Genomic DNA, 13,537 nt, shown 5'->3' on the forward strand with positions numbered 1-13,537 from the left:
CTGCAGTTCCGTCTCCCCGGCACCGATTGCCGGCCGCTCAGGGCATCAAGCAGCGCTGGATGAATGCCTCCGCGGTCTTGTAGCGATGCAAGGCGGTGCTGCCGGACAAGCCGTGCTTGGCGCCGGGATAGGTCATCAATTCGAAGGCAGTGCCGCGCGTCTGCAACGCACTCATCAGCGCGGTGGAGTTGGTGAACAGCACGTTGTCGTCGGCCATGCCGTGGATCAGCAGCAGCTTGGCGCGCAGGCCGTCCAGATGGGTGGCGATGCGTGCGTCGCGGTAGCCGGCGGCGTTGCCGGCCGGCAGGTCCATGTACCGCTCGGTGTAATGGGTGTCGTACAGCCCCCAATCGGTGACCGGTGCGCCGGCTACGCCGCAGGCGTAGGCGTCGCTGTGTTTGGCCAGCAGCATCAGCGTCATGTAGCCGCCGTTGGACCAGCCCTGCACGCCGATGCGGGTGGGATCGACCCAGCGCTGCGCCTTGAGCCAGGCCACGCCTTGCAGCTGGTCGTCCACTTCCACCGTGCCCTGCCTGCCGTACAGCGCGCCACCGAAGGCACGGCCACGCCGCGGGGTGCCGCGGTTGTCCAGCGAGAACACCACGTAACCACGTTGCGCAAGATATTGATCGAACAGCGCATCGCCACGGCTTGGCCAGGCATCAAGCACGGTCTGCGCGGCGGGGCCGCCATACACGTACACCATCACCGGATAGCGCTTGGACGGGTCGAAGTTGTCCGGTTTGATCAGGCGATACTGCAGCGGCGTGGTGCCGTCGGCAGCGGTGAGCGTGCCGAATTCCACCGGGCGCTGCGCGTCACGGTATCTGGCATACGGGTGCTGCGGATCGGCCAGATCGTTCTTCAACAGTGTGGCGATTTTTTCGCCATTGGCGCGAAACAGCTCGATCTGCGGCGGCGTGGCGGTGTTGGACCAGCTGTCGACATACACGCTGGCGTTGTTGGCGAAGCTGGCGGCGTGCGTGCCGTGGGGTGTCGAACGTTGTTCGATCGCACCGCCGGCCAGCGGCACGGCGTAGATGTGGGCCTGGGTCGGCGACTCCTTGCTGGCGGAAAAATACACCGTGCCGGCTTGCTCATCGACGGCGAGCAGTGCATCGACCACCCAGGCGCCGGAGGTCAGCGGCGTGAGCGTGCGGCCGTCTTCCGATGCCACATACAGATGTTCGTAGCCGCTGCGCTCGGAGTTCCAGATAAAGCGGCCGTCCTTGAGAAAACGCAGATCGTTGTGGAGCGGTACCCAGGTCGGCGAGGTCTCGGTGATCAGCACGCGTTGCTTGCCACTGGCCAGCGTGGCTTCGATCAACTCGAGGGTTTTCTGGTCGCGTGACTGGCGCTGGAAGGTCAGCCGCTGCGCATCGCGCCAATCCACCCGTGCCAGATAGATATCGGGGTTATTGCCCAGCTCGATCCAGCGCGGCGCAGCGTTGGCGCGCGGTGCGATCACACCCAGTTGCACGGCCACATTGGGCTGGCCAGCCTGCGGATAGCGCTGGCTGATGACCTCGGTGTGGTCGGCATAGACTTCGGGGCGCTTTTGCACCGGCACGCCGGATTCGTCGATACGCGCGAAGGCGATCGCCGAGTCGTCCGGCGCCCACCAGTAGCCGGTGTGGCGATCCATTTCCTCGTCGGCGACGAACTCGGCCACGCCGTTGCCGATGGTCTCGCTGCCGTCGCTGGTGAGCTGCAGCTGCTTGCCGCTGGCCAGGTCGATCACCCACAGGTTGCGCTCGCGCACGAAGCTGACAAAGCCGCCCTTGGGCGAGAGCTTGGCGTCGGTGGCGAAGCCTTCGCCGTGGGTGAGCTTGCGCACTGCCGCCGCGCCGGTCTTGCGCAGGTCGTACAGATACAGTTCGCCACCGAGCGGGAACAACAGTGCATGTGCGTCCGGCGCCCATTGGTAATCGACGATGCCGGCGAAGGCGGCGATGCGTTGGCGCTCGCGGCGGGCCTTTTCGACATCGCTGAGCGTTTCGGTGCCGGGCAGCACGAGCTTGGAATCGACCAGCAGCCGGGTCTGCCCGCTGGCGATGTCGTACTCCCACAAATCCAGTTGATTGCGGTCGCTGTCCTTGCCGCGCAGGAAGCTCACGCGCGAGCCGTCGGGTGCGACCTTGGGCTTCATCAGCGTCGGGCCGGACAACGGCAACGGGCCGGTGATGGCATCGAGGGTGAGCTTTTCGGCGTGGGCGGTAGTGAGCGTGCTGAGCATGAGGGCAAGGGCGGCGAACAGGGCGCGCATCGAAGATCCTGTCTTGAGATAGCACACAGGATGCGGGCGCGTGGGGTGTTTGAGAAGCGCGGCGATGCTGCGCGTGCGCGATGAAGGGCTGCGCACGGTTGTGAGCGTGTACTGCAGCATGGTGCTGGGGTTGTTGTCGCTCAGTTTTTAGCGAGCAGAGGTGCGTTTGGGCTGATGGTCGCAGTTGGCGGGCTACGGATGGTGCATGCGCGTTTCGTGGTGCGCAGGTTACGGGGGGCGGTGGGTCTGGCTCCACTTGCGTACCCTCACCCCAATCCCTCTCCCGGGGGAGAGGGGCTCGAGGCGCCCGGGTTTGTGCACACCCGGTTGATGCAAGCGTGTGCCGCTGCTAATTCCTGATGCTGTTTGCTGTTGTCGTTGCTGCTGCGCAGTTGCAATAGTTGTCGCTATCGCCGTATGTATTGCTACGCCACCGTTCCTACCGCTTTGCCTCAGCGCTTGCCGAACAGATGCTTGCGCTCTTCCTCGCTCAGCGGCTTGCCGGCGTTGGGGTTGACTTGCTCCTTGAGCGCATACGCACGCTGCGTGGCCGGGCGCGCGGCGATGGCGTCGTGCCAGCGCTTCAGATGCGGGAACTCGGCGTAATCGGGGCGGATGTCGGCGTAGACCTCGATCCACGGATAGCTGGCCATGTCGGCGATGCCGTATTCGGGGCCGGCGAGGAATGCCTGCTCGGCCAGGCGCTTGTCGAGCACGCCATGCAGGCGACGCACTTCGGCGTTGTAGCGTTCGATCGCGTAGGGAATCTTTTCCGGCGCGTAGACGTTGAAGTGGCCCATCTGGCCGCTCATCGGCCCCAGCCCACCCATCTGCCAGAACAGCCACTCCAGCGCGGCAATGCGGCCACGCGCATCGCGCGGCAGGAAACGGCTGGTCTTCTCGGCCAGATACAGCAGGATGGCGCCGGATTCGAACACGCTCTGCGCCGGGCCGCCGTCGGCCGGTGCGTGGTCGACGATCGCCGGCATCTTGTTATTGGGCGAAATCTGCAGGAAGGCCGGCTCGAACTGCTCGCCCTTGCCGATGTTGACCGGCTTGAGCGTGTAGTCCAGCCCGGCTTCTTCCAGGAACAAGGTGACCTTGTGGCCGTTGGGGGTGGGCCAGTAGTACAGGTCGATCATCGTGCGCTCCAGTTCGGCAGGGGATGGCACGCAGCGCGCGCCTTGGCGATCGATGGTACGACCAAGCCCGCTACCGGCGCGTGCGCGTGCGGTGGTGCTGGCTGGAACGATGTGTGACGCGATTGGCTCGCGGCCGATGCTGCAGTGCAAGTTGACTTGGTTAAGCCTGCGCTCACAAATGCACGATTGTTTCATCGACCTTCGCCTGTCCCGCCTGGGGCCGGCTTATCTTCACTTGGGGAAGAAATCATCGTGAGAGAGCCACGCAACCTGCCGCGCACGCGGCGTCTGACGTCTGCCCTGCTGTTTGCCCTGTCGACGCCGCTGGCCGCGCAGACCGCGCCGGCGCCGCAGTCCGCATCCACCGTCCCCGGCGCGAGCCAGGCCGATCCCGCCACGCTCGATGCGGTGCAGGTCACCGGCATCCGCGGCAGCCTCACCTCGTCGATGAACGTCAAGCGCGATGCGCAGGGCATCGTCGATGGCATCGTGGCCGAAGACATCGGCAAGTTCCCCGATACCAATCTGGCCGAATCGCTGCAACGTATCAGCGGCGTGTCGATCGACCGTTCGCTGGGCGAAGGCTCGCGCGTCACCGTGCGCGGCGTCGGCCCGGACTTCAACCTGGTGCTGTTGAACGGCCGGCAGATGCCGGGCGCCAGCATCGAGGAATCCAACGCCTCCAATTCGCGCGCGTTCGACTTCGCCAACCTGGCGTCGGAGTCGATCTCCGGCATCGAGGTGTTCAAGACCAGTCGCGCCAGCACGCCCACTGGCGGCATCGGTGCGACCATCAACATCAAGACCAGCCGGCCGCTGGACAACCCGGGCCTGCATGCCAACGTCGGCCTCAAGGGCGTGCACGACAGCTCCAACGAGAATCTGCCCGGACGCCTGCAGGGCGATTCGCTGACCCCGGAAATCTCCGGCATTTTCAGCAACACCTCGGCCGATGGACGCTTCGGTGTATCGCTGAGCGGCAGCTACCAGGAACGCGACTTCGGCTATAGCCAGGTCGGCGTGCCCAACGGCTGGCGTTCGTTCCGCGGCGATTCCACCGCCTACGGCACCATCCCGCAACCGGGTGCGCCGGGCTCGGAGAACATCGTCAACCGCCCCGGTCCGAATGACATCTATTCGGTGCCGCAGAACCTCAACTACCGCGTGGTCGGCGTGGAGCGCCAGCGCACCAACGGCCAGTTGACGCTGCAGTACAAGCCGCTGGACAACGTCACCACGACGCTGGATTACACCTATTCGGAAAACAAGATCCAGCAGCAGCGCAACGAGATGTCGGTGTGGTTCAACTATGGGCCGTCGGCCAGCGCCTGGACCAATGGCCCGGTCGCCGGGCCGGTGACCTATTCGGAAATCGTCAATCCGGCCACCAGCGATCTGGCCACCGCCGGCTCCAACGCGGCCACCCGCAACCAGAACAAGTCGCTGGGTTTCAACGTGGATTGGGCGGTGAACGACCAGTTCAAGCTCAACTTCGACATCCACCGCTCCACCGCAGAAGCCGGTGCGGACAGTCCGTTCGGTTCCAGCAATTCGCTGGGCGTGTCCGGCTTTTACCGCGGCACCTCGGTGGTGGATTTCAGCAAGGATTTCCCGGTGTTGCAGCAGCAGTTGGGCTTTGGCCTGACCGGGCTGGATCCGTCGCGCACCTTGGTTACCGGCTCGGCGTTCCGTAATAGCTACATGAAGTCGGAGATCGACCAGGCCCAGGTCAACGGCGACTTCACCTTCGAAAATTATTCGCAGTTGAAGTTCGGCATCGGCAGCACCGAGGTCAAGAACCGCTCGGCATTCTCCAACGTGCAGCGCGACACCTGGGGCGGTGCCGGCACCGCGGCCGATTATCCGGACGATCTTTGGATCCCCAGTTCGTTTGCGCAGTACTTCGATGCGATCGACGGCAGCGGCAATCCGGCGCAGTTCAACCAGCTGTTCCTGTTCGACTTCGAACGTGCCCGCCAGGCGGCCGCGCAGGTGGCCGGCGACGATGCGCTGTACCGCACCTCGCCGGTGTTCACCACCGACCGCCGCGTCACCGAAAAATCCAAGAACGCCTACCTGCAGTGGAACAACAGCTGGGACGATTTGCGCGTGCCGATCAGCCTGGCCGCCGGTGTGCGTTACGAAGAAACCAAGGTGGAGGCGCAGGCACTGGTGCCGGTGGCGGTGGGCATCGACTGGGTCGCCAACAACGAGTTGCCGATCCGCTTGGCCGACTCGGCATTCGCCAGCGGCAGCGGCAAGTACGAGTACTGGCTGCCCAGCCTGGACCTGAGCTTCAAGCTCACCGAGGATCTGGTGCTGCGCGGCAGCTACGGTGAAACCATCGGCCGGCCCGGCTGGGGCGATATCCAGGGCGGGCAGACGCTCAACCAGATTGCGCGCCTGGAAGGCGGCACCGGCCAGGAAGGCAATCCCGGCCTCAAGCCGCTGCTCTCGCACAACATCGATTTTTCGCTGGAGTGGTACTACAGCGATGCCAGCTACGCCTCGGTGGGCTTCTTCCGCAAGAACATCGACAACTACATCGGTGTGACCACGCGCAACGACTCCTCGCTGGGATTGAACACGCCGGTGGGTGGTGCGTACTGGAACGAAGCGCTGGGCAACGGCTGCGCCTCGGCCGACTTGACCTGCATCCGCAACTACATCTTCCGCAACCGCGGCGGTGCGCCCGGCGTGGTGCGCGGGCAGGACGATTCCAACGGCAATGCCACCGGCGTGATCAGTGGGCAGCCGGGCGATCCGGTGGCCAATTTCGCCATCACCGCGCCGGCCAACCAGCGCTCGGCCTCGCTGGACGGTTGGGAATTCAACCTGCAGCACATGTTCGGCGACAGCGGCTTTGGCGTGTCGGCCAACTACACCATGGTCGACTCCGGCCTGACTTACGACAACTACGTGATCGGCGAGCAGTTCGCGCTGGAAGGGCTGAGCGACTCGGCCAACGTGGTCGGCTTCTACGACAGGGACAAGTGGCAGGTGCGTGCGGCCTACAACTGGCGCGACGAGTTCCTGGCTGCACGTTTCGACGGCAGCGGCCAGCCCAACCCGGTCTATACCGAAGCCTATGGTCAGCTGGACCTGAGCATCGGTTACCAGTGGACCGAGAACCTGTCGCTGAGCCTGGAGGCGATCAACCTCACCGACGAGGTGCAGCGCCAGCACGGCCGTCACCCGAACCAGATCATCTACGCCACCCAGACCGGCCCGCGCTACATGCTGGGCGTGCGTTACAAGTTCTGGTGATGTAGCGCGTTGGTCATGCAGTGATGTTTTTTTAAGCGCTTCCGGCAGTGAGTCTGCCGGGGCGTTTCGCACGGCGCTCTCGTGGCGTTTCCCGGATGTGTCGCATCCGGGACTTGCCATGCCGAAGCAACTGTCCAAGCATGGGCCACGCGCCCCGCGTGATGTGTCTTCCCCCATGATCAATGCCGTGTTGTTGAACAACCTCGATCACCGCGACCTGCGCGTGATCACCGCGCACGGCGCCGCCTACGGCGACGACGTGATGTCGGCCGCGACCTTTCCGCAGGAGTTCCGCCAACTGCAGGCGCAATACCCGATCGTGTTCCATCGCAGCGGCGAGCGCAGTTTTCAGCCGCTGGCATTGCTGGGATTACGCCTGGGCGAGAACCTGTTTCTGGACGGCGCGCGCTGGGATGCGCCGTACGTGCCGCTGGCGATCCAGCGGCAACCGTTTTTGATCGGCGAGCAGCCGGACGGGCCGATGGTGCACGTGGACCTGGACAGCCCGCGCATCAGCCGCAGCGAAGGCGAGCTGCTGTTTCGCGAACACGGCGGTACCACCGAGTTTCTCGACCACATCAGCCAGGTGTTGCGCACCTTGCACGATGGCCTGGCCGCGAGCGAGGCCTTCGTCGGCCGCTTGCTTGGCTACGACTTGCTCGAACCGTTCGTGTTCGAGGCCACGCTGCAGAACGGCCTGGAATGCCGTCTGACCGGGCTCTACGCCGTGCATGAGGAACGCCTGCGCGCACTCGACGATGCGGCCTTGCTCGACCTGCATCGGCATGGCGATCTGGAACCGTTGTACATGGCGGTGGCCTCGATCGCGCAGTTCCGCCATCTGCTCGACCGCATGCAGCGCCGTCATGCTGGCTGAGCCGCGCGCCATCGAAGAACTGCACGGGCTGGACCCGCAGCAGCTGGACCCGGCCGTGCTGCGCTCCACCACGCCGTTGGTGTTGCGCGGGCTGGTGCGCGACTGGCCATTGGCCCAGGCCGGCGCGACCTCGGCGCAAGCGGCGGCCGCCTACCTGCGCGGTTTCGATCGCGGTGAAGCGGTGGTGGCACAGGTCGGCCCGCCGGACATCGGCGGGCGCTTCTTCTACAACGCGGACATGAGCGGCTTCAATTTCCGCCCCGAGCGCGTGCCGCTGGGCGTGGTGCTGGAGACCTTGCTGCGCGATCTGCACAACCCGCAGCCACCGGCGATCTACGTCGGCTCCACCACGCTGGACACCTACCTGCCCGGCCTGCGCGCGCATAACCCGATCGCGCTGCCGCAGCGCGAGCCGCTGGCCAGTATCTGGATCGGCAATCGCACCCGCATCGCCGCCCACCAGGACCTGCCCGACAACCTGGCCTGCGTGGTCGCCGGGCGCCGCCGCTTTACCCTGTTTCCGCCGCAGCAACTGGCCAATCTGTATATCGGCCCGCTTGATCTCACCCCGGCCGGGCAGCCGGTCAGCCTGGTGGATATCGCCGCGCCGGACCTGCAGTGCTTTCCACGCTATGCGCAGGCGCTGGAACACGCGCTGGTGGCCGAGCTGGAACCGGGCGATGCATTGTTCATTCCGAGCATGTGGTGGCATCACGTCGAAGCGCTGACGCCGTTCAACGTGCTGGTGAATTTCTGGTGGCGGCAGAGCCCGGCCTACATGGATTCGCCGATGAACGCGCTGATGCTGGCGCTGCTCACCCTCCGCGACCTGCCAGCGGAACAACGTGCGATCTGGCAGGACGTGTTCGACCATTACGTGTTCGATGCCGATGCGGACACCGCCGCACACATGCCGGAGTCTGCGCGCGGCGTCCTGGCGCCGATGGACGAGGCCCGTGCCCGCAGCCTGCGCGCGCGGTTGCTGCAACGCCTGAATCGCTGAGGATCTGACGCCATGACCGACACCGCCCCTTCCGACCCAAAACAGCGCCCGGTGCGCCGCGTCGTCATCGCCGGTGGTGGCACCGCTGGCTGGATGGCCGCAGCCGCGTTATCCAAAGTGCTGGGCCGGCACCTGCAGATCGTGCTGGTGGAGTCGGACGAGATCGGCACCGTGGGCGTGGGCGAAGCCACCATCCCCAGCCTGGTCACCTTCCACCGCCTGCTGGAGATCGACGAGGCCGCGTTCATGGCCGCCACGCAGGCCACCATCAAGCTGGGCATCGGCTTCGAGCACTGGCGCGACGTGGACCGGCACTACATCCACTCCTTCGGCCACACCGGCACCGATCACTGGAGCGCGGGCTTCCAGCATTTCTGGTTGAAGGGGCGGCAGCGTGGCGTGGCGCGCGACTTCGGCGACTACTGCCTGGAACTGCGCGCCGCGCAGGAAGGCCGCTTTGCGCATCTGCCCAACGGCGGCATGAATTACGCCTACCACCTGGATGCCGGCCTGTACGCGCGCTTCCTGCGCCGCTTCAGCGAAGGCTTCGGCGTGCAGCGTATCGAAGGCCGCATCGGCAACGTGGAGACCCACGCGCACAGCGGCTATCTCACCGCGCTGACGCTGGACAACGGCACGCGGGTGGAAGGCGATCTGTTCCTGGATTGCACCGGCTTTGCCGGCCTGCTGATTGGCAAGACGCTGGGCGTGGGCACCGACGATTGGTCGCAGTGGCTGTTCGCCGACAGCGCGCTGGCGGTGCAGACCGAATCGGTCGGCGCGCCGGTGCCCTACACCCGCTCGCGTGCCGATCAGGCGGGCTGGATGTGGCGCATACCGCTGCAGCACCGGGTCGGCAACGGCATCGTGTACTCCAGCCGCTACATGGACCAGGACAGCGCCGCACAGGTACTGCAGCGCAATCTCAGCGGCCGCGCACTGACCCAGCCGCGCGCACTGCGCTTCACGCCCAATCAGCGGCATCGGGTGTGGGAAAAGAATTGCGTGGCGCTAGGGCTGGCCAGCGGCTTTCTGGAGCCGTTGGAGTCGACCAACATCCATCTGATCCAGCGTGGCATCATCCGGCTGATGCAGACCTTTCCGCAGGTCATCAACGATGTCGATATCGCCGAATACAACCGCCAGGCCGCCGCCGAAATCACCCATATCCGCGATTTCGTGATCCTGCATTATCACGCCACCGACCGCCGCGACACGCCGTTCTGGCGCGATTGCGCGGCGATGGACATCCCCGACACGCTGCGGCACCGGGTGGAGTTGTTCCGCCAGAGCGGGCGGGTGTTCCACCAGGCCAACGAGCTGTTTGCCGAGAATTCCTGGGTGCAGGTGATGCTGGGCCAGGGCATCACGCCGAAGCAGCACCACCCGGTGGCCGATCTGATGGGCGATGCCGAGCTCCGTCATTTCCTGGAGACCATCCGCACGCGGGTCGATGCCGCATTGGCGCGGCTGCCTGCGCATGCGGACTTCCTGCGCCGCTACTGCCCTGCGCCGCCGCTGCCCGAGCCGGCCACGCGGCTGCCGGCCGACGCCGCACTTGCAACCGAAGTGCGATGAATTTCGCGCCCGGCAGGCGCCCCCCCTTGGCTTAGACCGCCCCAGCAATGCTAGATTGCCGCTTTGCCGTCCATTGCGGGAACAATGGCCGGCCTCGCCGCAGCATCTTTCGCAATCGGGGTAAGGGGGACGCATGTTGGATCTGACACAGGGCCGTATGGCACGCCGGATCGCGCCGGTCATTTTGTTGGTCGGCCTGGCCGCCTGTTCCAAGCAGGACGACAAGGCCGCCACCACCGCGCCTGCCACCGGCGCCACGCCTGCGGCACCGGCCGCCGCGCCGACGCCGGCCACCGCAGTGTCGCCGCAGGTGCAATCGATGGCCGCCGACCAGTTGCGCGCATCGGCCACCAAGGCCTTGCAGGACAATCGCATGTACGCCCCAGCCGGCGACAACGCGGTGGAGTACTACCTGGCCTTGCGTGAAAAGCAGCCGCAGGACGCCACCGTCAACAGTGCGCTGACCGATCTGCTGCCGTACACGCTGATCGCCGCCGAACAGGGCATCAGCCGCGAAGAATTCCCCGAAGCGCAGCGCCTGATCGCGTTGATCGAAAAGGTCGACCCCAAGGCACCGGCACTGCCGCGCCTGAAGAGCGGCCTGGAAACCGGCATGAAGACCGCCGCCAGCCGCTCCGAGCAGGATGCCGAGCAGGCCAAGAAGCTGGTCGAAGACAAGGCCAAGCAGGCCGCTGAGCAGAAGCGTCTGGCCGAGCAGCAGACCCGCGAGGCGGCCGCTGCGCAGCAGATCGCCGCGCAACAGGAAGCCGCCCGTCAGCAGAGCGCCGAGGCCGAACGCCAGGCCGCCGCGCGCCGTCAGGCCGAGACCCCCACGCCTGCTCCGACCCAGGCCGCCCCGCGCCCGGCCCCGGCGACTGCCGCGGCTGCACCGGCCGCGCAGTCGCTGCGCCCGATCAGCACCCCGGCACCGCGTTACCCGCCCGAAGCGCTGCGCGCCGGTACCTCCGGCGAAGTGCTGGTGGAGATCACCGTCGGCACCGACGGCTCGATCACCGCCTCGCGCGTGCTGCGCGCCACTCCGCCGCGCGTGTTCGACCGCGAAGCGCTCAATGCGGTCAAGCGCTGGCGCTTCGAACCGGTGGCCGCCCCGGTGACCACGCGGCGCACGCTGTCGTTCAACCCGGGCGGTTGAGTGGGGCGTTGGGCGATCGAGTCGTTCTGCATGCGGTTGAGTGAGTGAGTTGGTTGGTTGATCGCTTGATCGCTTGGTTGTTGATCGCCTGATTGGTCGATCGTTTGTTGATTGCTGGCTAATGGCTGATGGCTGATGGCTGATGGCTGATGGCTGATGGCTACCGATGATCGATGCACTGCACTCCCGGCGAATGTCCGGCGCCAAACAAAAAGCCCGCAACGATGCGGGCTTTTTGTTTGCTGGTGATCCGCACCCTCATCCGGCGCTACGCGCCACCTTCTCCCAATGCGAGAAGGTGCATCAACCGGAAATCGCCAACCGCTCCTGGTGATAGCGCCGCACTGCCGCGTACCACAGCACCGCGGCCACACCGAATCCCGCCAGCAGATACACCGCCCAGGTCTGCGCGTTGATCTGCTCGTGGCGGATCACCTTGAGCAGCATCTGGTTCTGCGCCAGAAACGGCACCGCGAAATGCCAGAGCTGCGTCTTCAACGGATACGCCATCAGCGCATAGCCCGGCAGCATCGGCAGCAGCAACAGCCAGGTCATGTGCGCCTGCGCTTCCTTCATGCTCTTGGCGGCAGCGGCCAGATAGGTCAGCAGCGAGGTGCCGATAAAAAGCATCGGCACCAGGATGAACAGCATCTGCAGCATCGGCACGAAGCCGACGTTGAGCTGGCGGCCCAGGTTCGAGGTGGACAGCTGCGCACTCAACTTGAAGGCCAGCAAGGTCAGCAACAGCGACACCATGCCGATCACGCAGGCGGCGGCGATCTTGCCGCTGACGATCGCGCTGCGCGGCGCCGGGGTGGCCAGCAAGGGTTCCAGCGACTGGCGTTCGCGCTCGCCGGCAGTGGCATCCAGGATCAGCGAGGCGCCACCCAGGAACGAGGTGATCACCAGCAGCACCGGCAGCAGCATCGCCATCATCTGCCCGCGCTTGGCGTCGGCGGTGGCCAGATCCTGCGCGGCGATTTCCAACGGCCTGCCCACCTGTGCATCGATGCCGCGCGCCAGCAGGCGCAGTGCACCCACCTGCTGGCTATAGCTGCTGAGCGCAGCCTGCAGGCGCAGGCTCGGCACGTCGGCTTCGCGCCGCGTGCTGTCCTTGATCACCTCCACCAGCGCCGGGCGCCCGGCGCGCCAATCGTCGGCGTAGCTGTCGCTGATGCGCAATGCCACATCCACATCCTGATTGCGGATCGCGGCGGTCAGATCGGCCGGCGCATCGACCGCATTGAGCCCCTGCGCGGCCAGGAACCGCACCAGATTGGGCGCGTTCTCGCGGCCGAGCATGGGGATCTCCAACGGCTTGTCGATCTGCGTACGCACGCGGCTTTCGCTCAATGCGCCCATGCCCAGGATCAGCACCGGATACAGCAATGGCGACAGCAGCAAGGCCAGTGCGAGCGTACGGCGATCGCGGCCGATGTCGCGCAATTCCTTGCGCAGCACCGTCCATAGCGTGGACAACAACGATGTGGTGCTCATGCGTGCAGTCCCTCGTCCGAGCCGATCGCCTTGACGAAGGCGTCTTCCAGATTGTCTTCGCCGGTGCTGGCGCGCAGTTCGTCGGCGCTGCCGCAGGCCACCACCGTGCCCTTGGCGACGATGACGATGCGATCGCACAGCGCCGCCACCTCCTGCATGATGTGGCTGGAAAAGATCACGCAACGCCCCTCGGCACGCAGTTGCTGCAGGAAGCCACGCATGGCGCGCGTGGTCATCACATCCAGCCCGTTGGTGGGCTCGTCCAGGATGACGTTGCGCGGGTCGTGCACCAGCGCGCGTGCAATTGCGGTCTTGGTGCGCTGGCCCTGGCTGAAGCCTTCGGTCTGACGGTCGAGGATGTCATCCATGTCCAGCGCGGCCGACAGCAGGCGCGTGCGCTCGGCGATCTGAGCACGCGACAGGCCATGCAGCTCACCGAAATAGGCGATGTTCTCGCGCGCGGTCAGCCGCTTGTAGACTCCGCGCGCATCCGGCAACACGCCCAGCGCGCGGCGCACCGCCACCGGGTCGCGGGCGGCATCCACACCGTCCACCATGACGCTGCCCTGGTCGGGCGACATCAGCGTGTAGAGCATGCGCAAGGTGGTGGTCTTGCCGGCACCGTTGGGGCCGAGCAGGCCGGTGATCTGGCCGTCGGCAGCACTGAAACTGACCCCATCGACCGCCTTCACCAGGCCGGTCTTGGTCTTGAACGATTTGTGCAGGTTGTCGACGACGATCATGCGTGCGCCTC

General features: G+C 65.6%; 10 protein-coding genes. 6 read left to right on the plus strand and 4 right to left on the minus strand.

Going from position 1 to position 13,537, the window contains the following annotated elements:
• Positions 1-37: 37 nt before the first annotated feature.
• Both ABQY64_RS19395 and ABQY64_RS19400 read right to left on the minus strand, forming a co-directional pair.
• Entirely contained in the window at positions 38-2,266 is a 2,229-nt protein-coding gene (locus tag ABQY64_RS19395; protein WP_349780574.1) for a S9 family peptidase, read from the minus strand.
• A gap of 452 nt (positions 2,267-2,718) precedes the next feature.
• Positions 2,719-3,408: a glutathione binding-like protein gene (locus tag ABQY64_RS19400; protein ID WP_016902799.1), complete on the minus strand. Its 690-nt coding sequence runs from the start codon at positions 3,406-3,408 to the stop codon at positions 2,719-2,721.
• A gap of 252 nt (positions 3,409-3,660) precedes the next feature.
• Here ABQY64_RS19400 and ABQY64_RS19405 point away from each other — a divergent pair, with 252 nt between their 5' ends.
• From ABQY64_RS19405 to ABQY64_RS19430, 6 genes are all read left to right on the plus strand, one after another.
• Complete coding sequence (locus ABQY64_RS19405) at positions 3,661-6,675, plus strand: TonB-dependent receptor (RefSeq protein ID WP_349780575.1); 3,015 nt, start codon at positions 3,661-3,663, stop codon at positions 6,673-6,675.
• Between the two features lie 175 nt (positions 6,676-6,850).
• Positions 6,851-7,552, plus strand: a complete 702-nt coding sequence (locus ABQY64_RS19410) for a SapC family protein (protein ID WP_349780584.1) — start codon at positions 6,851-6,853, stop codon at positions 7,550-7,552.
• Positions 7,542-8,555 (plus strand): cupin-like domain-containing protein, encoded by a 1,014-nt coding sequence (locus ABQY64_RS19415; protein ID WP_349780576.1) that lies wholly within the window; start codon positions 7,542-7,544, stop codon positions 8,553-8,555. The genes ABQY64_RS19410 and ABQY64_RS19415 overlap by 11 nt, the downstream gene beginning before the upstream one ends.
• 12 nt (positions 8,556-8,567) lie before the next feature.
• Entirely contained in the window at positions 8,568-10,133 is a 1,566-nt protein-coding gene (locus tag ABQY64_RS19420) for a tryptophan halogenase family protein (RefSeq protein WP_104555685.1), read from the plus strand.
• 133 nt (positions 10,134-10,266) lie between these two features.
• Positions 10,267-11,286: an energy transducer TonB gene (locus ABQY64_RS19425; protein ID WP_102584043.1), complete on the plus strand. Its 1,020-nt coding sequence runs from the start codon at positions 10,267-10,269 to the stop codon at positions 11,284-11,286.
• A 166-nt stretch (positions 11,287-11,452) separates the two neighbouring features.
• The gene (locus ABQY64_RS19430) at positions 11,453-11,620 is read left to right on the plus strand and encodes a hypothetical protein (protein ID WP_164741713.1); all 168 of its coding nucleotides are present in this window, start codon (positions 11,453-11,455) and stop codon (positions 11,618-11,620) included.
• On the opposite strand, the gene ABQY64_RS19435 is transcribed toward ABQY64_RS19430, so the two are convergent.
• Positions 11,590-12,783, minus strand: coding sequence for an ABC transporter permease (locus ABQY64_RS19435; protein WP_039512696.1), 1,194 nt, complete (start codon positions 12,781-12,783; stop codon positions 11,590-11,592). The genes ABQY64_RS19430 and ABQY64_RS19435 overlap by 31 nt on opposite strands.
• Positions 12,780-13,526 carry an ATP-binding cassette domain-containing protein gene (locus tag ABQY64_RS19440; RefSeq protein ID WP_047130043.1) on the minus strand — a complete coding sequence of 249 codons (747 nt, stop codon included), beginning with the start codon at positions 13,524-13,526 and terminating at the stop codon, positions 12,780-12,782. The genes ABQY64_RS19435 and ABQY64_RS19440 overlap by 4 nt, the downstream gene beginning before the upstream one ends.
• Positions 13,527-13,537 lie beyond the last annotated feature (11 nt).

The organism is Xanthomonas sp. WHRI 7065, from assembly GCF_040203115.2.
In the GTDB taxonomy this organism is placed as follows: Bacteria; Pseudomonadota; Gammaproteobacteria; order Xanthomonadales; family Xanthomonadaceae; genus Xanthomonas; species Xanthomonas arboricola.

Excerpts from the sequence above, each read along its gene's own strand:
- ABQY64_RS19400 (WP_016902799.1), bottom strand. The coding sequence starts at position 3,408 with ATGATCGACCTGTACTACTGGCCCACCCCCAACGGCCACAAGGTCACC.
- ABQY64_RS19425 (WP_102584043.1), top strand. The coding sequence starts at position 10,267 with ATGTTGGATCTGACACAGGGCCGTATGGCACGCCGGATCGCGCCGGTC.
- ABQY64_RS19420 (WP_104555685.1), top strand. The coding sequence starts at position 8,568 with ATGACCGACACCGCCCCTTCCGACCCAAAACAGCGCCCGGTGCGCCGC.
- ABQY64_RS19415 (WP_349780576.1), top strand. The coding sequence starts at position 7,542 with ATGCTGGCTGAGCCGCGCGCCATCGAAGAACTGCACGGGCTGGACCCG.
- ABQY64_RS19435 (WP_039512696.1), bottom strand. The coding sequence starts at position 12,783 with ATGAGCACCACATCGTTGTTGTCCACGCTATGGACGGTGCTGCGCAAG.
- ABQY64_RS19430 (WP_164741713.1), top strand. The coding sequence starts at position 11,453 with ATGATCGATGCACTGCACTCCCGGCGAATGTCCGGCGCCAAACAAAAA.
- ABQY64_RS19410 (WP_349780584.1), top strand. The coding sequence starts at position 6,851 with ATGATCAATGCCGTGTTGTTGAACAACCTCGATCACCGCGACCTGCGC.
- ABQY64_RS19440 (WP_047130043.1), bottom strand. The coding sequence starts at position 13,526 with ATGATCGTCGTCGACAACCTGCACAAATCGTTCAAGACCAAGACCGGC.
- ABQY64_RS19395 (WP_349780574.1), bottom strand. The coding sequence starts at position 2,266 with ATGCGCGCCCTGTTCGCCGCCCTTGCCCTCATGCTCAGCACGCTCACT.